The sequence below is a fragment of the Caulobacter sp. 17J65-9 genome, from assembly GCF_010975005.1.
Taxonomy (GTDB): Bacteria; Pseudomonadota; Alphaproteobacteria; order Caulobacterales; family Caulobacteraceae; genus 17J80-11.
Genome location: NZ_JAAIVC010000026.1, coordinates 12,799 through 31,947, shown reverse-complemented (window position 1 = coordinate 31,947; position 19,149 = coordinate 12,799). Strand labels below are relative to the sequence as shown.

Here is a 19,149-nt window from a genome sequence, read left to right as displayed (position 1 = left end):
CCCCCCTTGGGGGAGGGGGACCGCCGAAGGCGGTGGAGGGGGCTCGTCTTGGCGCGGCGGCTGGCGTCGCACTCCGCTGGAGCCCCCCACGGCGGCCTTCGGCCGCCTGCTCCCCCCAGCGGGGGGAGATCTCAGATTTGCGCTTCAAGCAGCTTGATCAGCTCCGCCTCGAACGCGTCGGCTTCGGGATCGGGCAGGATCTCCGGCAGGCGGCCCTCGGCGTAGGCCTCCAGCACGGCGGGGTGGACGTAGGCCGAGCGGCAGACGGCGGGGGTGTTGCCGAGCACGCCGGAGACCGCCTTCACGCAGCGGGTGACCACGTGCTTGGCCTCGGTCCTGGTGGACGGCGGCGGCTCCAGGCGCAGGGCGCGGGCGGCCGAGACCGTGCCGGCCCAGGTGCGGAAGTCCTTGGCCGAGAACTCCTCGCCGGCGATCTCGCGGATGTAGGCGTTGACGTCGGCGGACTCGACCGAGACCAGCGCGCCTTCCTCGTCGCGGTACTTGAACAGGTGCTGGCCGGGCAGGTGCTGCAGGTCGCGCAGGATGCGGGCCAGGCGCCGGTCGCGCACGCTGGTCTCATGGTGCACGCCGCTCTTGCCCTTGAAGTGGAAGGCGAGCGCCGAGCCGTCGACGTCCAGGTGGCGCTTCTCCAGGGTGGTCAGGCCGTAGCTGCGGTTGGCGCGCGCATACTCGCGGTTGCCGACCCGGATCAGGGTGAGCTCCAGCAGGCGCACGACCGTGGCCAGGATCTTCTCGCGTACGGGTCCGCGGCGGCCCAGGTCGGCGTCGACCCGCTCGCGCACCTGCGGCAGGGCCTGGCCGAAGGCGGCCATGCGCCCGTACTTGGTCTCGGCCCGGGCGGCGCTCCAGTCGGAATGGTAGCGGTACTGCTTGCGGCCCTTCTGGTCGCGGCCGGTGGCCTGGATGTGGCCGCGCGGATCCGGGCAGATCCAGACGTCCTCCCAGGCCGGGGGGATGGCCAGGTGGCGGATGCGCGCCAGCGTGTCGGGATCGCGCACCGTCTCGCCGTCGGGACCGCGATAGCTGAATCCCGAGCCGGCCCGGCGGCGGCGTACGCCGGGGCCGAGGTCGTCGACATAGACCACATCCGAGGACTCGGGCACGCGCTGGATTTAGGGCGTCAGTGGGCCTTCGACGCCCCCGCCGGCTTGGATTTTTTCGGCCGCACCTTGGGGGCGGTGGCGCGCAGGCCCATGAACTGACCGGAATAGGCCGGCATCATCGGCCCGCTGTGCCGTTCGACCGCGCCTTTGGGGGTGAAGGTGGCGCCCAGCCGCGTCAGGCCGACATCGTCGCCAAAGCGCCACTTCATCATGTCGCCTTCGTAGGCGGTCTCTTCCATGTCACGGCTCCGGTTGCCTACCAGCAACCGCCGTCGGCGACGCCGGTTCCAACTTGACGCGCGGCGCGGGCGAGGCGAGGAGGCGCGCGTGAACTATCGCCACGCCTTCCACGCCGGAAACTTCGCCGATCTGGTCAAGCACGCCGCCCTGACGCGGGTGCTGGCGACCCTCATGGCGGAGCCGTCGCCGCTGACCGTGGTCGACACCCACGCGGGCGCCGGCCTCTACGACCTGACCGACCCGGCCCAGGTCCGCTCGCGCGAGGCGGAGCAGGGGGTGGCGCGGCTGATGGCGGCCCAGACCCCGCCGGTGTTCGACGCCCTGGTCGCCGCCGTGAAGGCGCGCAATCCGAAGGGCGGGGTGAAGGTCTATCCCGGTTCGCCGGCCCTGATCCTGGACGCCCTGCGCCCGCAGGACCGCTACGTCGCCTGCGAGCTGCGCGAGGACGTGCACGCCGACCTGGCCGAGGTGGTGGCCGCCGCCGGCAAGCCGGCCGAGGCGCGCGCCGGAGACGGCTACGAGGAGGCGGCCAAGATCGCGCGCCAGACGCGCGGGCGGATGTTGCTGCTGATCGACCCGCCGTTCGAGCGCGCCGACGACTATGTCCGCGTGGTCGAGGCGGTGCACGACGTGCTGCGCGCGCAGCCCCAGGCGGTGGTGGCGATCTGGCTGCCGCTCAAGGACCTGGAGACCTTCGACGCCTTCGTGCGCCGGCTGGAGGCGATCGAGCCGCCGAAGACCCTGCTGGCCGAGGTGCGCCTGCGCCCGCTGGTCGACCCGATGAAGATGAACGGCTGCGTCATGGCCGTGGTGAACCCGCCGGCCGGCGCCGAAGCCGACCTGCAGGCGATCGGCGACTTCGTGGTCGAGGCCCTGGGCGACCGCGGCGGCAAGGCCAAGCTCTGGTCCGTCGGCGACTGACATGAAACCGAGTTTCGCCGAAGCCCTGCGCGTCTGGCTGAAGGTCGGCGTGCTCGGATTCGGCGGTCCGGCCGGCCAGATCGCGCTGCTGCACCGCGAGGTGGTCGAGCGCCGCGGCTGGTTCGACGAGGCCCGCTTTCAGCACGCGCTGAGCTTCTGCCTGCTTCTGCCTGGGCCCGAGGCCCAGCAATTGGCGACCTATCTCGGCTGGCTGCTGCATGGGGTGCGCGGCGGGCTGGCCGCGGGCCTGCTGTTCGTCCTGCCGGGCTTCGCCGTCATCGTCGCCCTGAGCGCCGCCTACGTCACCATCGGCGACGTGCCCGACGCGCAGGCGGTGATGCTGGGCGTCAAGGCGGCGGTGGTCGGCATCCTGCTGCAGGCCCTGATCCGGGTGGCCTCGCGCAGCCTGACCGGCTGGCCCGTAGCGGCCGTCGCCGGCGTCGCCTTCGTGGCCATGACCCTGTTCGCCGCGCCGTTCCCGCTGGTGGTGATCGCGGCGGGCCTGCTCGGCTTCGTGCTCGCGCCCCGTGGGGAGGCGGCCGAGAAGGCGGCTCCGGTGAAGTGGGGCCCGACGCTCGTCTCCGTGCTGGTCTGGACGGCGGTCTGGCTGGTCCCGCTGGTCGGGATAGGGCTGGCGTTCGGGCCGCACAGCAGCCTGGCGCAGATGGGCGGCTTCTTCAGCCGGCTGGCGGCGTTCAGCTTCGGCGGCGCCTATGCGGCCCTGGCCTACGCCAAGGACGCGGCCGTGAACGTGTTCGGCTGGCTGGACGCGGACCAGATGCTGGACGGCCTGGGCCTGGCCGAGACCACGCCTGGGCCGCTGATCCTGGTGCTGGTGTACGTGGGCTTCGTCGGCGGCTGGAACACCGCCCCGGTCGGGCTGTCCTGGTTGTGGGCCGTGGTGGGGTCGCTGGTCGCCGGCTGGGCGATTTTCGCGCCGTCCTTCCTGTGGATCTTCGCCGGCGCGCCGCACGTGGAGCGGCTGCGGTCCTCGGCCCGGCTGAGCGGCGCCCTGCGCTTCGTCGGCGCGGCGGTGGTGGGCGTGATCGCCTCGCTGGGCGTCTGGTTCGCCGGGCGGCTGCTGATCGGCGAGGAGGGGGCGCTGGAGATTCCGGCGGCCGGTCTGACGGCCCTCGGGCTGATCGCGACCTTCGGCCTGCGTTGGGGCGTGCTGCGCACGCTGGCTCTTTGCGCGTTCGCCGGATGGGCGTGGGGGCGGCTCGGCTTGGCCTGAGGCGGAACCGTGTTATGCTGCAACGCAGCAATACTGCCGCGCCTGCGAAGGAGAGTCCGATGGCCTGGTCCGCCCCGTCCGCCGATCGTCCCCTGCCGAACGAAGGCGCGCTGCGCTACGGCTTGGCCGCCGCCGTCCTGCCGCTGTACGCGCCGTTCCTGGCCGCGGCCGGCGCGGGCGTGGCCTGGTGGTGGGCCACCGCCTGGACCCGGGCGCCGCGCTCGGTGTTCGCGCCGGTCGCGCCGAGCGCCCGCCGCATCGAGGTGAGCTCAGCCCCGCTGACCGTCTCGCCGGCCCCCGCGCCGAAGTCGATCGAGCCGGTCCTGCCGACGCCTGCCCCGGCCGATGTCGTCGAAGTCGCCGCCGACGTGCACGCCGTCGCCGCGCTGGAGACCGCGCCCCTGCACTCCGACGCCGAAGCGGTGAAGGCCGCCGTGGCCGAGGTGGTCGCCGCCGCCAAGGCGCCCCGCAAGAAGCCGGTGGGGCCGAAGGCGACGGTTTAAATCCTCCCCCTAGCGAAGCGCTGGGGGAGGGGGATCACGCGAAGCGTGGTGGACGGGGCTCGTCCAGGCGCGACGGAAGCCGCGCGCTCCGCTGGAGCCCCCCACGGCGGCTTGCAGCCGCCTGCTCCCCCCAGCGCTGCCGCTCGGGGGGAGATCTATCCTTTCGCAAACGCCTCCAGCAGCCGCTCGGCCGCGGCCGAGGGCGGGGTCTCGCCCCGGCGCACGGCCCGTTCCAGTTGCGGCGCGATCGCCGCGACGGCGGGGGAGGCGCGCAGCAGGGCCTCCAGGCCGTCAGCCACCACCGCCCACATCCAGCGCGCGTCCTGCTCGGACCGCCGACGCGCCCGGGCGCCGTTGGCGGTCATCACCTCGCGGTGGCGCATGATCGTGGCCCAGACCTCGTCCAGGCCCTGGTTGAGTAGGCCGGACGCGGTCAGCACCGGCGGGGTCCAGTCCGGCAGTTCGGGGGTCAGCAGGTGCAGGGCGGCGCGATAGTCGCGTTGCGCCCGGCGCGCCTTGTCGGGGTCGGCGTCGGCCTTGTTGATCAGGATGGCGTCGGCGCGCTCGATCACGCCCTTCTTGATGCCCTGGAGTTCGTCGCCGCCGCCGGGGATCAGCACGACCAGGAAGAAGTCGACCATGTCGGCCACGGCCGTCTCGGCCTGGCCGACGCCCATGGTCTCCACGATCACCACGTCGAAGCCGGCCGCTTCGCACAGCGCCATGGCCTCGCGGGTCTTGCGCGCCACCCCGCCCAGCGCCCCGCCGGACGGGGAGGGGCGGATGAAGGCGTCGGCCTCGGCGCCGAGGCGCGCCATGCGGGTCTTGTCGCCCAGGATCGAGCCGCCGGTGCGGGTGGAGGAAGGATCGACCGCCAGCACCGCCACCTTGCAACCGGCCTCGACCAGGTTGCAGCCCAGCGCCTCGATGGTGGTCGACTTGCCCGCGCCGGGCACGCCGGTGATCCCCAGCCGCTGCGCCTTGCCGGCGTCGGGCGCGAGAATCTCCAGCAGTTCGCGCGCGGCGCGGCGGTGATCGGTGCGGTTGGACTCGACCAGGGTGATGGCGCGGGCCAGCGCCGTGCGGTCGCCCGCGCGCACGCGCTCGGCCAGGACGCTGGGATCGGGAGCGGTCATGGCCGGGCTTTAGCGTGGTTTGGCCCGGAGACGAAGGCGCTCAGAACCCGGCCTGGAAGCGGCGGTAGGGGCCGTCCTCGTCCTGGTGGCGGCGCACGGCGGGCGCGACCTCGAACACCAGCGGCCGGTGGTCGGAGCCGTTGGCCTCGCCGACCGCCCGGTTGACCACGGTCAGGTCCTCGCTGACGAACACGTTGTCGATGCCCAGCCGCAGGACGCCGGGCAGCATGGCCGGCCAGGTGCCGACCCGGGCGGGCGCGGCGGTCAGGCCGGCGTCCTCCTGGAACTGCTGCAGCAGGTCGCCGCTGAGGGTCGAGTTGAAATCGCCCACCACCACGGTGCGTTCCGGCAGGCCGTCGCTGCGGATCCGGTTGACCAGCTGCTCCAGCTGGGCGCGCTGGGCCTGGTCGTCGGTGAAGGGCCAGGGCCGGGTCAGGTGCACCACCACCAGGCGGAACTGGCGCCCGGGCGCGTGGACCATGGCCTCGACCACCGACAGGCCGTCCTGATTGCGCCCGCGCATGCGTTCGACCGGCCAGCGCGAGGCGATCACGTTGCCCGACATGTCGCCGCGCCGGCCGCCGCCGATCACGTACGGATAGTCCTCGAAGATCCGGCGGGACTGGCGCAGCTGCGGCTCCGCCGCCTCGACCAGGGCCACGATGTCGGGCTGGGCGTCGGCGATGGAGCGCGCGGCGTCGTCGAGCTGGTCGTTCTTCACCCACAGGTTGGCGAAGTAGACCCGCACCGGCTTCGCGCCGGCCTCGGCCGCGGGGGCCGAGGGCAGCCACTGCCGGCCTAGCGGGGCCAGCAGCAGGGCGGCGGCGGCGAGGAAGGCCATCAGGCTGCGGGCGCGGCCCATGACCTTGGCCAGGACGGCGCCGACGATGGCGAGGACGAAGGCGGGACCGGCGAACTGTTTGCTGAGCGCAAACCCGGGGTGCATGTCGCTGAGCCATACGCCGGAGGCCGCGATCAGCCCCACCAGACCCAGCTTGCTGCCGAGCACGAGGCCCATGAGCCCCGGCATCTTCAGCTTTTTCCCGCCCTTACCGCCCCCGCCGCCACCACTCGCCGCGCCGGACACTTTACATCACCCCAGCCGTACTGCCGTACCGGATACAGTGACCATCAACATCGTGCCCTGGCCGACGGTTTCGTAATCGAGGTCGACGCCGACCACCGCGTCGGCGCCTTTCTTGGCCGCCTCGGCCTGCATTTCGGCGAGGGCGGCGTCGCGCGCCTGGCGCAGGACCTGCTCGTAGGAGCCCGAGCGGCCGCCGATCACGTCGCGGATCCCGGCGAAGAAGTCGCGGAAAATGTTGGCGCCGAGGATGGCCTCGCCGGTGACGACGCCGAGGTAGTCGCGGACCGGCTTGCCTTCGATGGTGGGGGTGGTGCTGACGATCATCGCTCTCTCCTGAGGTCCGTGGCCAAGGATTCTGGGCCAGAGATTCGGGTAACGAGGATCGCTTATGCCCGTGCTTGCGTTAAGGTGACGCCTGTCCTGGCGGGGACCGGACGGGCTATGGGAGGAACCATGCGCGCGCGTTCCTTGAGCGAGGTCGAACAGTCCTGGTCGGCGGTGGACGGGGTCCGCAAGGTGTCCGACCGGGTGATCGGCCTGGGCCCCTTCGGCATCGGCCTGGACGGCCTGATCGCCATGACCACCGCCGGCGCCCCGCCGATCGGCATCGCGGCCGGCACCGTCTACACCTGGGGGGCGGGGCTTTTTCTCGTCTATCACGCGATCCGGGCGCACGCTTCGGCCTGGACCCTGATCCGGGTGGTGATCTACCTGCTGCTCGACACGGTGATGGGGGCGATCCCCTTCGTCAGCGGGATCCTGGACGTGTTCTTCCAGGGCCACCTCTATGCGTCGCGGGCGATCCAGAAGGAAATCGAGCGCACCCACTGGGTGGGCGAGAGCCTGGCCGGCGCGCGCGCGGCGGGCACGGTGGACCAGCACCTCGCCGAAATGCGCGCCAACCGGAAGAAGCGCGTGGTGTTCCTGGGCGGCGGCGTCGCCGGCGGCGTGCCGGCGCCGGCCCCGATCGGCTGAGGCGTTCGCGAACCGATTGTTTCCCGCCCCGCTCGGCGTCATGGTCTCGCCTGAACGGTGGAGACTCAACATGCGCACGGCGGGGGCGGTTCTGGCATTGGTGGCGGCGATCGGCGTAAGCACGCCGGCTCTGGCGCTGCCGTTCGGGAAGGCCGCGGCGAGCCCGCAGGGGGCTTCTCGGGGCGCTTCTCCGATCGAGGCGCGCATGACCGCCACGGTCGACGCCAACACCGACGCCTCCTACGTCCTGCTGCAGCGTCTGGTCGACGTGAACAGCGGCACCATGAACCTGGAAGGCGTCCGTGAAGTCGGGCGCATGATGAAGGCCGAGCTGGAGCCGCTGGGCTTCGAGGTGCGCTGGGTCAACCAGGATGCGGTCGGCCGCGCCGGCCACCTGATCGCCGAGCACAAGGGTAAGAAGGGCGCCAAGCGCCTCCTGCTGATCGGCCACATGGACACGGTGTTCGAGCCGTCCAGCCCGTTCCAGAAGTTCAAGCGCGAGGGCGACTGGGCCGAAGGGCCCGGCACCAGCGACATGAAGGGCGGCCTGGTCGTCATGGTCGAGGCTCTGCGTGCCATGAAGGCGGCCGGCGCCCTGAAGGACGCCAACATCGTCATCGTGCTGACGGGCGACGAGGAGCGTTCCGGCACGCCGCTGGCGACCGCCCGCGCCGACCTGATCGCCGCCGGCAAGGCCAGCGACGTGGCGCTGGAATACGAGGCGCTGGTCCGCTCCGAGGGCAAGGACTGGGGCTCGATCGCGCGGCGCAGCTCGTCGGACTGGACCCTGAAGGTCAGCGCCAAGTCCGGCCACTCGTCGGGCATCTTCAAGCCGGAGGTCGGCGACGGCGCGATCTACGAGATGGCGCGCATCCTGTCGGACTTCCGCAAGGAGCTGCCGGAGCCCTACCTGACCTACAACGTCGGCGTGGCCGCCGGCGGAGCCAGCGCGGCGTTCAACGCCGACGAGACCGCCGTCACCGCCACCGGCAAGGATAACATTATTCCGGCCGCCGCGATCGCGCGCGGCGATCTGCGCACCCTGACCGACGAGCAGACCGAGCGGGCGCGCGCCAAGATGCGCGAGATCGTCAAGCATCACCTGCCCGGGACCGAGGCGGAGATCACCTTCGAGGAAGGCTATCCGGCCATGGCCCCGACCGACGCCAACCGCGCGGTCCTGGCCGAGCTGAACGGGGTCAACCGCGACCTCGGCCTGCCCGAGATGCCGGAGCTGGATCCGTCCAAGCGCGGGGCGGGCGACATCTCGCACGTGGCCCCGTTCGTGCCGGGCCTGGCCGGTGTCGGCGCGGCCGGCACGGGCGCGCACGCGCCCGGCGAGCGGGTCGACCTGACCAGCCTGCCGCTGCAGGCCAAGCGCATGGCGGTGCTGATGTACCGCCTGTCGCAGGAAAAGCGCTGAGGCGCGCGCCTTCGGCTCAGCGGCGCTGGTCGGTGGGGCCGAAGGCGACCACCTTGCCGTCATTCAGGCGCACGAAATAGTCGTCCCGACGGATCCGCCAGCCGGACACGGCGTGGCGCTCATAGGTCAGCTCGGTGAGCCGGCCCTGGATTTCGCGGGTGTCGGGCTTGCCGAGCGCGTCGATGACGGCGCTCTCGGTCATGCCGGCCTGCACTTCGGTGATGTGGCTGGCGCAGGCGCCGGCGAGGCCGCCGGCGAGAACGATGGCTGCAACTGAGGCGCGTTTCATGGCGGTTCCCCCTCTGCCGGAGAGGGAACGCCCAAGCTCGGCTGTTTGTTCCTGGAGAGCGCGACAGCCGAAAGCGGACGCCGTTTTGGCGGCCGTCGCGCTCCAACCTGAAGGTTAGAGGCGCAGCTTCAGGGCGCCGACCACGCGGGCGTCGTACACGTCGCCGAACTCGTGGCCGTTGGTGTCGTAGTAGCGCACGTCGGCGGCCAGCTTGTCGGTCAGCTTGTAGTTCACGCCCAGGTTCCAGGCCCAGTAGTCCGTGCCGCCGTCCTGCTCGCGATAGCCGACCGCGCCGCTGGCGCGGGTCTTGGGCGAGAACTTCCAGCCGCCGGTGGCCTCGGTCCACCAGGCCTGCTCCGAGGCGCCGTAGTTGTCCGGCGTGTAGTTGACCAGGAAGCGCAGGTCGGCCGGGCCGATCGAGCGCTTAACCGCGCCCTGGAACTCGACCATGGTGTCGTCGACGCCCGCCACGGTGCCCGGGAAGGCCTTGCCGATGAGCGCCCAGTCCCACTCGTAGCCCCAGGCCTCCGGCGCCCAGCCGGTGGTCAGCTTCACCTCGGCGTCGGCGCCCGGGCCGAAGTCGGCGTTCGAGATCCACGGGGTGACGTAGAAGTCGCCGCGCGCCGCGGTCCAGCCGGCCTGCAGGGCCGGGTCGCCGTTGGTCTTGCTGATGCCCTTGGAGATGTAGTCGGTGGTCGCGGTGATCTCGCTGGAGATCTTCCACTCGTTGTCCTGGGCCAGGGCGGGCGCGGCGATGGAGACCGCGATCGCGGCGACGGCGAGGACTTTCATGAGGGATCCCTGGCTTCGAATCGGGGCGGACTCTCCCCGGAAAGTCCGCACTTAGCTCCGGGTTCCTTTATGACGACTTGATGACGACTGGATAGGGCGCTGCGGCCTCAGGCCGCTGCAAATCGACGGGCGAACTGGTCGGCCGCTTCGTCGAACTCGCGGCGCAGGCGGGTCACCAGCTCACGGGTCGGCAGGACGTCGTGGATGGAGCCGGAGCCCTGGCCGGCCGACCAGACGTCCTTCCAGGCCTTGACCTCGTGGTCGAGCTCCTTCCCCAGGTCGACCTTGGTCTTGTCGGGCAGGGACTTCGGGTCCAGGCCGTTGGCGATCAGCGACTGGGTCAGGAAGTTGGCCGGAATGCCCGAGATGGCCGGGGTGTAGGTGATGTCGGCCGCGCCGGCCTGGATGATCATGTCCTTGAAGCCGTCCGGGGCCATGGCCTCGGTGGTGTTGATGAAGCGGGTGCCGAGATAGGCGAAGTCGGCGCCCATCATCACCGCCGCGGCCACGTCGCGGCCCGTGGACATGCAGCCCGACAGGATGATCGTGCCGTCGAAGAAGCTGCGGATCTCGTTGACCAGGGCGAACGGGTTCCAGGTGCCGGCGTGGCCGCCGGCGCCGGCGGCGACCAGGATCAGGCCGTCGACGCCCGCTTCCGCCGCCTTCTTGGCGTGGCGCAGGTTGGTGACGTCGTGGAACACCAGGCCGCCGTAGGAATGCACCGCGTCGACCACGTCGCGCACCGCGCCCAGCGAGGTGATGACCAGCGGCACCTTGTGCTCGACCGTCACCTGCATGTCGGCCATCACCCGCGGGTTGGTCGGGTGGACGATGATGTTCACGCCGTAGGCCGCGTCGTTCGGACCCAGCGCCGCCTTGATCTGCTCCAGCCAGGCCGCATAGCCCTCGGTGGTGCGGTGGTTCAGCGCCGGGAAGGTGCCGATCACGCCCGCCTTGCAGGTCTCGATCACCAGCTCGGGGCCCGACACCAGGAACATCGGCGCGGCGATCACCGGCAGCTTCAGGCCGCGCTGGAGTTGGGCGGGGATGGCCATGGCGGAGACTCCGAAACGGGTTGCGTTTGACTACCGATAACCGGGGCCGAAGCGGGCGGAAAGTGCACGTAGGGGAAGCCGCGACGTCAAAAACCTTTTCCCGCCGGACTTTACCCCTTAACTGCGCCGCCATGACCACCGACGTCTCCAAGCTCACCCAACTGGGCGGCCAGGTCCGCGGCTTCGACACGCCCGAAGAGGCGGTGATGGAGCGCGTGCCCAACCCGCATACGGACACGCTCTACCTGGCCCGCTTCACCGCGCCGGAGTTCACCTCCCTGTGCCCGGTCACCGGCCAGCCGGACTTCGCCCACATCGTCATCGACTACGCGCCTGGCGAGTGGCTGGTGGAGTCCAAGAGCCTGAAGCTGTTCCTGCAGAGCTTCCGCAACCACGGCGCCTTCCACGAGGACTGCACCGTCTACATCGGCAAGCGGCTGGTCGAGCTGCTGAACCCGAAGTGGCTGCGCATCGGCGGCTACTGGTATCCGCGCGGCGGCATCCCGATCGACGTGTTCTGGCAGTCCGGCCCGGCGCCCGAAGGCCTGTGGCTGCCCGACCAGGGCGTGCCGACCTACCGCGGGCGGGGGTAACCGTTTTCCTTCTCCCCTTGCGGGAGAAGGTGGCGCGCGGAGCGCGTCGGATGAGGGGTGCCGGCGCCGACGCCGGCCGCCCTGGCGTTTGAACGCTCCGTCCTGAGACCGCCGCGCTTGCACCCCTCATCCGGCCGGCTCCGCCGGCCACCTTCTCCCGCAAGGGGAGAAGGGAAGTTGACCGTGACGGTCTGAGCGCCAAGCTCTGCCGCATGTCCGAGTCACCGCCCGCCGCCCACGCACCCCGTCTGCCGCTCGAGCGCTGGGGCCGGGGCCTGCTCGCCGCCCTGCAGGCGCGGGCCGACCGCACGCGCGTCGGCCGCTGGGCGTTCGAGTTCCTGATGTTCGGGCTGAAGCAGGGTTGGGCCTGCGTGTTCGGCGCCCTGATGCTGGGCCTGCTGTTCGTCACCGGCTTCGTCTGGCCGGACGGCGCGCCCGTCGCCCGTTACGACTTCCTGGTGATCGCCGCCGTCGCCATCCAGGCCGCCATGCTGCTCCTCAAGCTGGAGAGCTGGGAGGAGGCGCGGGTGATCTTCGTCTTCCACGTGGTCGGCACGATCATGGAGCTGTTCAAGACCAGCGCCGGATCGTGGATCTATCCGGAGCCGGGCCTCTTGAAGATCGGCGCCGTGCCGCTGTTCTCCGGCTTCATGTACGCCGCGGTCGGCAGCTACATCGCCCGCATCTGGCGCATCTTCGACATCCGCTTCACCCGCTATCCGCCGGTGTGGTCCACGGTGGTGCTGGCCGCGGCGATTTACGTGAACTTCTTCAGCCACCACTGGCTGCCGGACCTGCGCTGGGCGCTGTTCGCGGCCACGGCGCTCTTGTTCTGGCGGGGGCGTTTCCACTTCACGCCGGACCGCAAGACCCGCTGGATGCCGATCCTGCTGGGCCTGTTCCTGGTCGCCCTGTTCATCTGGATCGCCGAGAACGTCGGCACCTATTCCCACGCATGGCTCTATCCCGGTCAGGAGAGCGGCTGGCGGCTGGTGTCGCTGGCCAAGCTGGGCAGCTGGTATCTGCTGATGTTTATCAGCGTGGTGCTGGTCTCGCTGGTGCACCGGCCGCAGGCATACGCGCCGGAGCCTGAGCTTCAGCCGGCCACTTGAATCTGGCGCATCGAGAGCATGGCTTCCCACTGCAGCGAGGGCGGCGTCGGCTTGCCAGAGGCGTAGGCCATGAACGCCGCCAGGACCTCATCGAAGGAGATCGTCTCCCTCGAGGCCGAATGATCGTCGAGCCGAACGGCCAGGCAATGCCGCAGGGCGTCGCCCTTGCGCATTTCGAGCGCGAAGCCGCCGTCTCGCCAGGTGGTCTGGATGTAGTTCGTCGGGGAGCGCTGCAGGATCACGAATCCGTCCAAGCCGATCTCGCGCAGGCCCTCATGAATGGACTCGCGTGTCACCGGTCCCTCGTGCCGATATCCGCAAACGTCTAGCGTGAGCGCCGGATAGACCTCCGCGCCAGCCGATTTCGCGCGCGCCACCGTGTCCCTGAGGAAGCGGACCAACGGCTCCGCTTCCTTCCTGAACGCGTGATAGGCCCAGAGCGTCACTGCGATGACCAGGGCGAAGAACCCGCCCATCATCGCGGCGCGCCCAGGATCGCCCTCCACCATGGCCATCCGAACCGGGATCACGGCGTAGATCGGGAGAAAGAGCGTCAGCAGAAGAAGGCCGTTCAGGTCCGAGCCGGCTCGCCCGACGATCCGCGTCCCCGGGCCGTCCGGAGATATCCAGCCCAGCAGCATCGGCCCGAACCGGTCGTTCGGCCTGAGCCACAGGCATATGACCGGCCCGGCGATCCACCCGCGCGCGCCGTCCTTCGGGTGGAACCACCCCTTCTTGCGGGCTCGGATCAGCTGCTTCACGTCGTAAGGGGACGACGGCGAGCGGATGTCGAACTTGTCGCCGAACGGCTGAAACGGCATGCGCGGATATCACCCCGCCCAGTAGCTGACCACGTCGCCCAGGTCGGGCCGGGCCCGCTCCAGCGGCGCGGCGGCCTGCGTGCCGACATGGACGAAGCCGGCGACCCGCTCGCCGTCCTCTAGGCCCAGCAGCTTCACCGCGTCGGCGTCGTAGGCGTACCAGTCGGTGATCCAGCTGCCGCCATAGCCCAGCGCGTCGGCGGCGTGCAGCAGGTTCATGCACACCGCGCCGGCCGACAGCTCCTGCTCCCAGGCCGGGATCTTGTGGTCGCGGGCGGGCTGGGAGACCACCACGACGGTGAAGGGCGGAACGGCCAGCTTGGCCAGCTTGGCCGTGGCGGTCTCGGCGTCGGGGCGCCCGGCGGCGATGGTCTTCAGCTGCGCGACCAGGGCGGTCTTGGCCGCCGGCGGGATGACGATGAAGCGCCAGGGGGTCAGCTTGCCGTGGTCGGGCACGCGCGCGCCGACCCGCAGAATGGCCGCCTGCTCCTCCGGCGTGGGCCCCGGCTGGGCCAGCGCCTGAGCCGAGCTGGAGCGGCGCAGGGCCAGCGCCTTCAGCCGTTCGGGCGAGGGCTGGGCCGGAAGGGCGTCGGTCAGGTCGGGCTCGGCGGGCAGGATGGCGAGGGACATGGCTGTCTGGCGCTCTCTGGACGGAACGGGTCGGCACGGCGCACATAGCGCGTTCAGCAAAAGTGGGAAGCGGTTTTGCGCGTGAAACCCGACGACGCCGACGAACCGGCCTGGGCCGCGGGCCGCGAGCGGCCGCCGGCCTGGCGCAGCGGGGAGGGGAAGGTCAGCTTCGACAACCCCTGGATCGGCGTCACCGAGCACGACGCGGTCGCGCCCACCGGACGGCCCGCCTATTACGGCGTGGTGCGGTTCAAGAACGTCGCGGTCGGCGTCCTGCCGCTGCACGAGGACGGCACCGTCACCCTGGTCGGCCAGCAGCGCTTTCCCCTGCGCAACTTCTCCTGGGAGATTCCGGAGGGCGGCGCGCCGTTCGACGAGCCGCCGCTGGAGGCCGCCCGGCGCGAGCTGCGCGAGGAGACCGGCCTGGAGGCGGCCGAGTTTCGCGAGATCCTGCGCATGGAGCTGTCCAACTCCATCACCGACGAGCGGGGCGTGTGTTACCTGGCCACCGGCTTCAGCCACGGCGAGGTCGAGCCGGACGAAACCGAGGCGCTGGACGTGGCCCGCGTGCCGTTTCGCGCGTTGCTGGACGCGGTGGTGACCGGACAGGTGCGGGACTCGTTGACGGTGGCGGCGGTGCTGCGCGCCTACCATATGGCCCGCGAAGGCGAGCTGCCGGGCGAGCTGGCCCGGGCCATGCTAGAAGAGAGAGCGGCCGTCGAGGTCGAAGGAGCGAACTGATGGCGCATCGCCTGGAAGTCGTGCGCGGCTCGGTGGTCTGGTCGGCCCTGCGCGAGGAGGCCGCCGCGGCCGCGCGCACCGAGCCCAGCCTGGCCTCGCTGCTGAACGCCGTGGTGCTGTCGCACGACGATCTGGGCTCGGCCCTGTCGTTCCAGCTGGCCCGCAAGCTCGGCGACGCCGAGCTGAACGCCATGACCGTGCGCGAGATCTGCCAGCAGGCCTACGCCGACCCGGCCTGCCTGGGCGCGGCCGAGGCCGACCTGCACGCCGTGTTCGAACGCGACCCGGCGACCAAGGGCTATCTGCAGCCCTTCCTGTTCTTCAAGGGCTTCCAGGCCCTGCAGATACATCGCGTGGCGCACCGGCTGTGGAGCCAGGGGCGCGAGACCCTGGCGCTGCACCTGCAGAGCCGCATGTCGGAGCTGTTCCAGGTCGACATCCATCCGGCCGCCCGCTTCGGCAAGGGCGTGTTCATCGACCACGCCACTGGCATCGTCATCGGCGAGACCGCGGTGGTGGGCGACGACGTCTCCATGCTGCACGGGGTGACCCTGGGCGGCACCGGGGCCGAGCGCGGCGACCGCCACCCGAAGATCGGAAAGGGCGTGCTGCTGGGCGCCGGCGCCAAGGTGCTGGGCAACATCGAGATCGGCGACTACGCCAAGATCGCCTCGGGCTCGGTGGTGCTGAAGCCGGTGCCGGCGCACTGCACCGCCGCCGGCGTGCCGGCCCGCATCGTCAACTGCCCCTCCTGCGAGGAGCCGGCCAAGACGATGGACCAGACCCTCTCGGACGCGGCGTACGATTACGTCATCTGATCGGGAACCCGGCCCCGCTTGTCCCCAGTTCGGGAGCGCGGGCCGGGCTTTCGGCGTTTGCCCTCCCGTGCGTTCCGCCCTAAACGGTGCGCCCGAACCGAGGCGAGGTCCGACGTGAACGACAAAGACATCCAGCGCATCGAAACGCACCTGAAGCGCACCTTCGCCAACGCCCAGATCGGCCTGAAGCCGCGCCCGAAGCAGAAGGACTCCGCCGAGGTCTACATCGGCGAGGAGTTCATCGGCGTGGTCTACCAGGACGAGGACGAGGACGGCTCGTTCATGTTCGAAATGGCCATCCTGGCCGAAGATCTGGACTGATCCGATGGCGGCCCCGGGCGAACCGCTGAAGTTCGACCTGTGGGACGCCATGGACATGATCGGCGGGGTCGACCGGCCGTTCGACGTTGTGTTCGAACGCGGCGACCTCACCCTCGAATTCTACAAGCCGCCGGGCGCCGACCTGCAGGAAGCGACCCATACGCGCGACGAGCTCTACATCGTCGCGCGCGGCTCGGCGCGCCTGCACCGGGGCGACGAGATCGCCGAGGTCGAGGCGGGCGACGCCCTGTTCGTGCCGGCCGGCGCGACGCACCGGTTCGACCGGCTGAGCGAGAACTTCGCGACGTGGGCCGTGTTCTTCGGCCCTGAGAAGGCGAGATAACAACTCCGTAGGAGAGGGAGAAAGCGACCCCGCGGGGGTTGCGCCTTGGCCGTTCACAGGCCAATTCGGGGGCTCGCCCACAATCGCAGGAGACCCGATGCCGCATTCCGACAGCCTGATCCTCACCCTGGTCGGCGCCTTCGTGCTGGCCTTCGTGTTCGGCATGTTGGCCTTGCGGTTCAAACTGTCGCCATTGGTGGGCTACCTGCTCGCCGGCGTCGCGGCCGGCCCCTTCACCCCCGGCTTCGTCGCCGACGCCGAGCTGGCCCCGCAGTTGGCCGAGATCGGCGTGATCCTGCTGATGTTCGGCGTGGGCCTGCACTTCTCGCCCCAGGACCTGATGCGGGTGCGCAAGGTCGCCCTGCCGGGCGCGCTGGTGCAGATCGCCGCCGCCACCGCGCTGGGGTGGGGACTGGGCCGGCTGATGGGGCTGCCGGACCTGGAGGCTTTCCTGCTGGGCTTCGCCCTGTCGGTGGCCTCGACCGTGGTGCTGCTGCGCGCGCTCGAGGAGCGCAAACAGGTCAAGACCGAGACCGGCGCCGTGGCGGTCGGCTGGCTGGTGGTCGAAGACCTGGTGATCGTCATCGCGCTCGTGCTGCTGCCGCTGCTGGTGAAGGCCAAGGGCGCCTACGATCCCGTCGCGGTCGGCATGAGCATCGGCTGGACCCTGGTGAAGGTGGCCGCCTTCGTCGCCCTGATGTTCGTCGTCGGCGGGCGCGTCCTGCCCTGGGTGTTCGTGCGTATCGCCCACACCCGCTCGCGCGAGCTGTTCACCCTGGGCGTGCTGGCCATCGCGCTGGGCATCGCCTACCTGGCCTACGCCGTGTTCGGCGCGTCGTTCGCGCTGGGCGCCTTCGTCGCCGGCCTGGTGCTGAACGGCTCGGCGCTCGGCCACAACGCCGCCGAGCGGGCCATGCCGCTGCGCGACGCCTTCGCGGTGCTGTTCTTCGTCTCGGTCGGCATGCTGTTCGACCCGACCATCCTGGTGCGCGAGCCGCTGGCCGTCGCGGCGGTGCTGGCCATCGTGCTGGTCGGCAAGTCGATCGCCGCCCTGATCATCACCACCCTGTTCCGCCTGGAGCGCCGCGCCAGCTTCATGGTCGCCGCCAGCCTGGCCCAGATCGGCGAGTTCTCCTTCGTGCTGGCCGCGGTGGGCATGGGCCTGGGGGTGATGAGCCGTCAGACCCACGACCTGATCCTGGCCGCGGCCCTGCTGTCGATCGCGCTCAATCCGTTCGTGTTCAAGCTGGCCGACCTGCTGGCCGGCAAGGCCGAGGCGCGGGCGGCTGCGGCCTGAAACGAAGAAGGGGGGCGCGGACCGCGCCCCCCTTCACCACGCTTTCGCGTGGTCCCCCCGGTTCGCCCCTTCAGATCACCCCCACCATGCTGGCCACCAGCGGGTGGCGGACGATGTCCTGTTCGGCCAGGCGCACGACCGAGACGTCCGGCAGCACCTGCAGCTTGTCGGCGATCTCGGCCAGGCCGCTCATGCCCGGCAGCAGGTCGGTCTGGTTCGGATCGCCGGTGACCACCATGGTCGAGTGCCAGCCCAGGCGTGTCAGCAGCATCTTCAGCTGCACGTAGGTGCAGTTCTGGGCCTCGTCGATCACCACGAAGGCGTTGTTCAGGGTGCGCCCGCGCATGTAGCCGACCGGGGCGATCTCGATCGCGCCGTCGGCCATCAGGTGGCGCACCTGCTTCATCGACAGCCGGTCCGACAGGGCGTCGTAGAGCGGCCGCAGGTAGGGGGCGAGCTTGTCCTCCATGGCGCCCGGCAGGAAGCCGATGGATTCCCCGGCCTCGACCGCGGGGCGCGACAGCACGATCCGGTCGATGCGGCCGGCCTCCAGCGCCTCGACCGCCTTGGAGATGGCCAGATACGTCTTGCCGGTGCCGGCCGGCCCCAGGGCCATCACCAGGTTCTTGGCGTCGATCGCCTCCAGCAGGCGCGCCTGACCCTCCGACTTCGGCTTCAGCGTCTTCATGTACGACTGATCACGGCGCTCCCCGCGCTGCGGCTCGTTCGCCATCGGCGACCAGCCGCGCTCCACCGGCAGGCGCCGAACTTTGGCGTCTTCGAACTCGGCGACGTTGAACGAACCTTCGCGGGCCGAACGTTTGAGCGCACGTTTCGTCATGGGAGCCTCCGTCGGGGCATGAAAAAAGGGCGAACCGCGGTGCGGTCGCCCTTCGAACAGGTCGCAAGGAATTGGCGCTCAGGTGAGCCGAAGCCAGGCGGCTCGGTTGCGAGCCGGGGCTTCAGTGGTCCATCGTCCCGTCGGAAGGCCGAGCGTGACACCCTGAACTCCGTAGTCTGCACCGGAGCGGGGATCGCGCCGGCCGCTGTGCTTTCATTGGGTCGAATCAGGCCCGCCGAACCACATGGCCAGAATGATGGCATGTGGTTATCGGCCGGTTAAGTGACAGTTGGATGTCAATTGCGGGGTGTTCGGATGAATGTTTATCGGTTGGGCGACAAGCAACCGAAGTTGCCGTCGGAGGGCGATTACTGGATCGCGCCCAATGCGACCGTCCTAGGAGACGTGATTCTCGAAAAGAACGCGAGCGTCTGGTTCTCCGCCGTGGTCCGCGGCGACAACGATCCGATCACCATCGGTGAGAATACGAACATCCAGGACGGCTCGGTGCTTCACTCCGACGTCGGCCTGCCGCTGACCATCGGCAAGGACGTCACCGTCGGCCACATGGCGATGATCCACAGCTGCGAGATCGGCGACAACAGCCTGATCGGCATCGGGGCGATCGTGCTGGCCCGCGCCAAGATCGGGAAGAACTGCCTGATCGGCGCCCACGCCCTGATCCCCGAGGGCAAGGAAATCCCGGACAACAGCCTGGTCGTCGGCGCGCCCGGCCGCGTGGTGCGCGAGCTGACCCCCGAGCAGATCGCCTTCCTGAAGCTGTCGGCGGACCACTACGTCGAGAACTGGAAGCGCTACGCGCGGGATTTGACGGCGGTGAAGTGAGCGTCTC

Annotated in this window: 24 protein-coding genes; 13 read left to right on the top strand and 11 right to left on the bottom strand. The window is 70.3% G+C overall.

The window, feature by feature from the left end; all coding sequences use genetic code 11:
• Window positions 1-131: 131 nt before the first annotated feature.
• A complete protein-coding gene (locus G3573_RS06780) occupies window positions 132-1,124 on the bottom strand; it encodes a DNA topoisomerase IB (protein WP_346427350.1) in 993 nt (330 codons plus the stop codon).
• A gap of 17 nt (window positions 1,125-1,141) precedes the next feature.
• Window positions 1,142-1,363: a hypothetical protein gene (locus G3573_RS06775; RefSeq protein ID WP_163260324.1), complete on the bottom strand. Its 222-nt coding sequence runs from the start codon at window positions 1,361-1,363 to the stop codon at window positions 1,142-1,144.
• Window positions 1,364-1,451: 88 nt separating this feature from the next.
• Here G3573_RS06775 and rlmJ point away from each other — a divergent pair, with 88 nt between their 5' ends.
• Genes rlmJ through G3573_RS06760 form a run of 3 tightly spaced genes read left to right on the top strand, consistent with a single transcriptional unit; the run spans window position 1,452 to window position 4,022 of the window.
• A complete protein-coding gene (gene rlmJ, locus G3573_RS06770) occupies window positions 1,452-2,285 on the top strand; it encodes a 23S rRNA (adenine(2030)-N(6))-methyltransferase RlmJ (RefSeq protein WP_163260323.1) in 834 nt (277 codons plus the stop codon).
• Between the two features lies 1 nt (window position 2,286).
• The gene (chrA, locus tag G3573_RS06765) at window positions 2,287-3,519 is read left to right on the top strand and encodes a chromate efflux transporter (protein WP_163260322.1); all 1,233 of its coding nucleotides are present in this window, start codon (window positions 2,287-2,289) and stop codon (window positions 3,517-3,519) included.
• A 59-nt stretch (window positions 3,520-3,578) separates the two neighbouring features.
• Window positions 3,579-4,022 (top strand): hypothetical protein, encoded by a 444-nt coding sequence (locus G3573_RS06760; protein WP_163260321.1) that lies wholly within the window; start codon window positions 3,579-3,581, stop codon window positions 4,020-4,022.
• 155 nt (window positions 4,023-4,177) lie between these two features.
• Here G3573_RS06760 and meaB read toward each other — a convergent pair whose 3' ends face one another.
• The 3 genes from meaB to G3573_RS06745 form a co-directional block, all read right to left on the bottom strand.
• Window positions 4,178-5,158 (bottom strand): methylmalonyl Co-A mutase-associated GTPase MeaB, encoded by a 981-nt coding sequence (meaB, locus tag G3573_RS06755; RefSeq protein WP_163260320.1) that lies wholly within the window; start codon window positions 5,156-5,158, stop codon window positions 4,178-4,180.
• A gap of 40 nt (window positions 5,159-5,198) precedes the next feature.
• Window positions 5,199-6,176: an endonuclease/exonuclease/phosphatase family protein gene (locus G3573_RS06750; protein WP_163260319.1), complete on the bottom strand. Its 978-nt coding sequence runs from the start codon at window positions 6,174-6,176 to the stop codon at window positions 5,199-5,201.
• Between the two features lie 75 nt (window positions 6,177-6,251).
• Window positions 6,252-6,569: a heavy metal-binding domain-containing protein gene (locus G3573_RS06745; RefSeq protein ID WP_163260318.1), complete on the bottom strand. Its 318-nt coding sequence runs from the start codon at window positions 6,567-6,569 to the stop codon at window positions 6,252-6,254.
• A 129-nt stretch (window positions 6,570-6,698) separates the two neighbouring features.
• Between G3573_RS06745 and G3573_RS06740 the strand changes: the two genes are divergently transcribed.
• Complete coding sequence (locus G3573_RS06740) at window positions 6,699-7,220, top strand: DUF4112 domain-containing protein (RefSeq protein ID WP_163260317.1); 522 nt, start codon at window positions 6,699-6,701, stop codon at window positions 7,218-7,220.
• 205 nt (window positions 7,221-7,425) lie between these two features.
• Window positions 7,426-8,643 (top strand): M20/M25/M40 family metallo-hydrolase, encoded by a 1,218-nt coding sequence (locus G3573_RS06735; RefSeq protein ID WP_240454549.1) that lies wholly within the window; start codon window positions 7,426-7,428, stop codon window positions 8,641-8,643.
• Window positions 8,644-8,659: 16 nt separating this feature from the next.
• Here G3573_RS06735 and G3573_RS06730 read toward each other — a convergent pair whose 3' ends face one another.
• The 3 genes from G3573_RS06730 to G3573_RS06720 form a co-directional block, all read right to left on the bottom strand.
• Window positions 8,660-8,932, bottom strand: coding sequence for a hypothetical protein (locus G3573_RS06730; protein ID WP_163260315.1), 273 nt, complete (start codon window positions 8,930-8,932; stop codon window positions 8,660-8,662).
• Between the two features lie 114 nt (window positions 8,933-9,046).
• Entirely contained in the window at window positions 9,047-9,724 is a 678-nt protein-coding gene (locus G3573_RS06725) for a TorF family putative porin (RefSeq protein WP_163260314.1), read from the bottom strand.
• A gap of 107 nt (window positions 9,725-9,831) precedes the next feature.
• The gene (locus tag G3573_RS06720) at window positions 9,832-10,779 is read right to left on the bottom strand and encodes a nitronate monooxygenase family protein (protein WP_163260313.1); all 948 of its coding nucleotides are present in this window, start codon (window positions 10,777-10,779) and stop codon (window positions 9,832-9,834) included.
• 131 nt (window positions 10,780-10,910) lie between these two features.
• Between G3573_RS06720 and queF the strand changes: the two genes are divergently transcribed.
• Window positions 10,911-11,372, top strand: a complete 462-nt coding sequence (gene queF / locus G3573_RS06715; RefSeq protein WP_163260312.1) for a preQ(1) synthase — start codon at window positions 10,911-10,913, stop codon at window positions 11,370-11,372.
• 212 nt (window positions 11,373-11,584) lie between these two features.
• Window positions 11,585-12,484, top strand: a complete 900-nt coding sequence (locus tag G3573_RS06710) for a DUF817 domain-containing protein (protein ID WP_163260311.1) — start codon at window positions 11,585-11,587, stop codon at window positions 12,482-12,484.
• Here the strand turns inward: G3573_RS06710 and G3573_RS06705 are convergent.
• Both G3573_RS06705 and G3573_RS06700 read right to left on the bottom strand, forming a co-directional pair.
• Complete coding sequence (locus tag G3573_RS06705; protein WP_163260310.1) at window positions 12,469-13,305, bottom strand: hypothetical protein; 837 nt, start codon at window positions 13,303-13,305, stop codon at window positions 12,469-12,471. The genes G3573_RS06710 and G3573_RS06705 overlap by 16 nt on opposite strands.
• A gap of 9 nt (window positions 13,306-13,314) precedes the next feature.
• On the bottom strand, window positions 13,315-13,935 hold the full coding sequence (locus G3573_RS06700) for a nitroreductase (RefSeq protein ID WP_163260309.1): 621 nt from the start codon (window positions 13,933-13,935) through the stop codon (window positions 13,315-13,317).
• An 81-nt stretch (window positions 13,936-14,016) separates the two neighbouring features.
• Between G3573_RS06700 and G3573_RS06695 the strand changes: the two genes are divergently transcribed.
• The 5 genes from G3573_RS06695 (at window position 14,017) to G3573_RS06675 (ending at window position 17,455) form a co-directional block, all read left to right on the top strand.
• Window positions 14,017-14,676, top strand: coding sequence for an NUDIX hydrolase (locus G3573_RS06695; protein ID WP_163260308.1), 660 nt, complete (start codon window positions 14,017-14,019; stop codon window positions 14,674-14,676).
• Window positions 14,676-15,494 (top strand): serine O-acetyltransferase, encoded by an 819-nt coding sequence (gene cysE / locus G3573_RS06690; RefSeq protein WP_163260307.1) that lies wholly within the window; start codon window positions 14,676-14,678, stop codon window positions 15,492-15,494. Before G3573_RS06695 ends, cysE begins: the two co-directional genes overlap by 1 nt.
• Window positions 15,495-15,608: 114 nt before the next feature.
• Window positions 15,609-15,815: a DUF3126 family protein gene (locus G3573_RS22185; RefSeq protein ID WP_163260306.1), complete on the top strand. Its 207-nt coding sequence runs from the start codon at window positions 15,609-15,611 to the stop codon at window positions 15,813-15,815.
• Between the two features lie 4 nt (window positions 15,816-15,819).
• On the top strand, window positions 15,820-16,158 hold the full coding sequence (locus G3573_RS06680; RefSeq protein ID WP_163260305.1) for a cupin domain-containing protein: 339 nt from the start codon (window positions 15,820-15,822) through the stop codon (window positions 16,156-16,158).
• A gap of 97 nt (window positions 16,159-16,255) precedes the next feature.
• A complete protein-coding gene (locus G3573_RS06675) occupies window positions 16,256-17,455 on the top strand; it encodes a cation:proton antiporter (RefSeq protein WP_163260304.1) in 1,200 nt (399 codons plus the stop codon).
• 70 nt (window positions 17,456-17,525) lie between these two features.
• Here G3573_RS06675 and G3573_RS06670 read toward each other — a convergent pair whose 3' ends face one another.
• Complete coding sequence (locus G3573_RS06670) at window positions 17,526-18,296, bottom strand: PhoH family protein (RefSeq protein ID WP_163260303.1); 771 nt, start codon at window positions 18,294-18,296, stop codon at window positions 17,526-17,528.
• Window positions 18,297-18,611: 315 nt separating this feature from the next.
• On the opposite strand from G3573_RS06670, the gene G3573_RS06665 reads away from it, so the two are divergent.
• Window positions 18,612-19,142, top strand: coding sequence for a gamma carbonic anhydrase family protein (locus tag G3573_RS06665; protein ID WP_163260302.1), 531 nt, complete (start codon window positions 18,612-18,614; stop codon window positions 19,140-19,142).
• The last annotated feature ends 7 nt before the right edge of the window (window positions 19,143-19,149 follow it).

What these genes read in the sequence shown, in the direction of transcription:
- G3573_RS06775 (WP_163260324.1), bottom strand. Translation starts at nt 1,363, where the DNA reads ATGGAAGAGACCGCCTACGAAGGCGACATGATGAAGTGGCGCTTTGGC.
- chrA (WP_163260322.1), top strand. Translation starts at nt 2,287, where the DNA reads ATGAAACCGAGTTTCGCCGAAGCCCTGCGCGTCTGGCTGAAGGTCGGC.
- G3573_RS06760 (WP_163260321.1), top strand. Translation starts at nt 3,579, where the DNA reads ATGGCCTGGTCCGCCCCGTCCGCCGATCGTCCCCTGCCGAACGAAGGC.
- meaB (WP_163260320.1), bottom strand. Translation starts at nt 5,158, where the DNA reads ATGACCGCTCCCGATCCCAGCGTCCTGGCCGAGCGCGTGCGCGCGGGC.
- G3573_RS06750 (WP_163260319.1), bottom strand. Translation starts at nt 6,176, where the DNA reads ATGGGCCTCGTGCTCGGCAGCAAGCTGGGTCTGGTGGGGCTGATCGCG.
- G3573_RS06745 (WP_163260318.1), bottom strand. Translation starts at nt 6,569, where the DNA reads ATGATCGTCAGCACCACCCCCACCATCGAAGGCAAGCCGGTCCGCGAC.
- G3573_RS06740 (WP_163260317.1), top strand. Translation starts at nt 6,699, where the DNA reads ATGCGCGCGCGTTCCTTGAGCGAGGTCGAACAGTCCTGGTCGGCGGTG.
- G3573_RS06735 (WP_240454549.1), top strand. Translation starts at nt 7,426, where the DNA reads ATGACCGCCACGGTCGACGCCAACACCGACGCCTCCTACGTCCTGCTG.
- G3573_RS06730 (WP_163260315.1), bottom strand. Translation starts at nt 8,932, where the DNA reads ATGAAACGCGCCTCAGTTGCAGCCATCGTTCTCGCCGGCGGCCTCGCC.
- G3573_RS06725 (WP_163260314.1), bottom strand. Translation starts at nt 9,724, where the DNA reads ATGAAAGTCCTCGCCGTCGCCGCGATCGCGGTCTCCATCGCCGCGCCC.
- G3573_RS06720 (WP_163260313.1), bottom strand. Translation starts at nt 10,779, where the DNA reads ATGGCCATCCCCGCCCAACTCCAGCGCGGCCTGAAGCTGCCGGTGATC.
- queF (WP_163260312.1), top strand. Translation starts at nt 10,911, where the DNA reads ATGACCACCGACGTCTCCAAGCTCACCCAACTGGGCGGCCAGGTCCGC.
- G3573_RS06710 (WP_163260311.1), top strand. Translation starts at nt 11,585, where the DNA reads ATGTCCGAGTCACCGCCCGCCGCCCACGCACCCCGTCTGCCGCTCGAG.
- G3573_RS06705 (WP_163260310.1), bottom strand. Translation starts at nt 13,305, where the DNA reads ATGCCGTTTCAGCCGTTCGGCGACAAGTTCGACATCCGCTCGCCGTCG.
- G3573_RS06700 (WP_163260309.1), bottom strand. Translation starts at nt 13,935, where the DNA reads ATGTCCCTCGCCATCCTGCCCGCCGAGCCCGACCTGACCGACGCCCTT.
- cysE (WP_163260307.1), top strand. Translation starts at nt 14,676, where the DNA reads ATGGCGCATCGCCTGGAAGTCGTGCGCGGCTCGGTGGTCTGGTCGGCC.
- G3573_RS06680 (WP_163260305.1), top strand. Translation starts at nt 15,820, where the DNA reads ATGGCGGCCCCGGGCGAACCGCTGAAGTTCGACCTGTGGGACGCCATG.
- G3573_RS06675 (WP_163260304.1), top strand. Translation starts at nt 16,256, where the DNA reads ATGCCGCATTCCGACAGCCTGATCCTCACCCTGGTCGGCGCCTTCGTG.
- G3573_RS06670 (WP_163260303.1), bottom strand. Translation starts at nt 18,296, where the DNA reads ATGACGAAACGTGCGCTCAAACGTTCGGCCCGCGAAGGTTCGTTCAAC.
- G3573_RS06665 (WP_163260302.1), top strand. Translation starts at nt 18,612, where the DNA reads ATGAATGTTTATCGGTTGGGCGACAAGCAACCGAAGTTGCCGTCGGAG.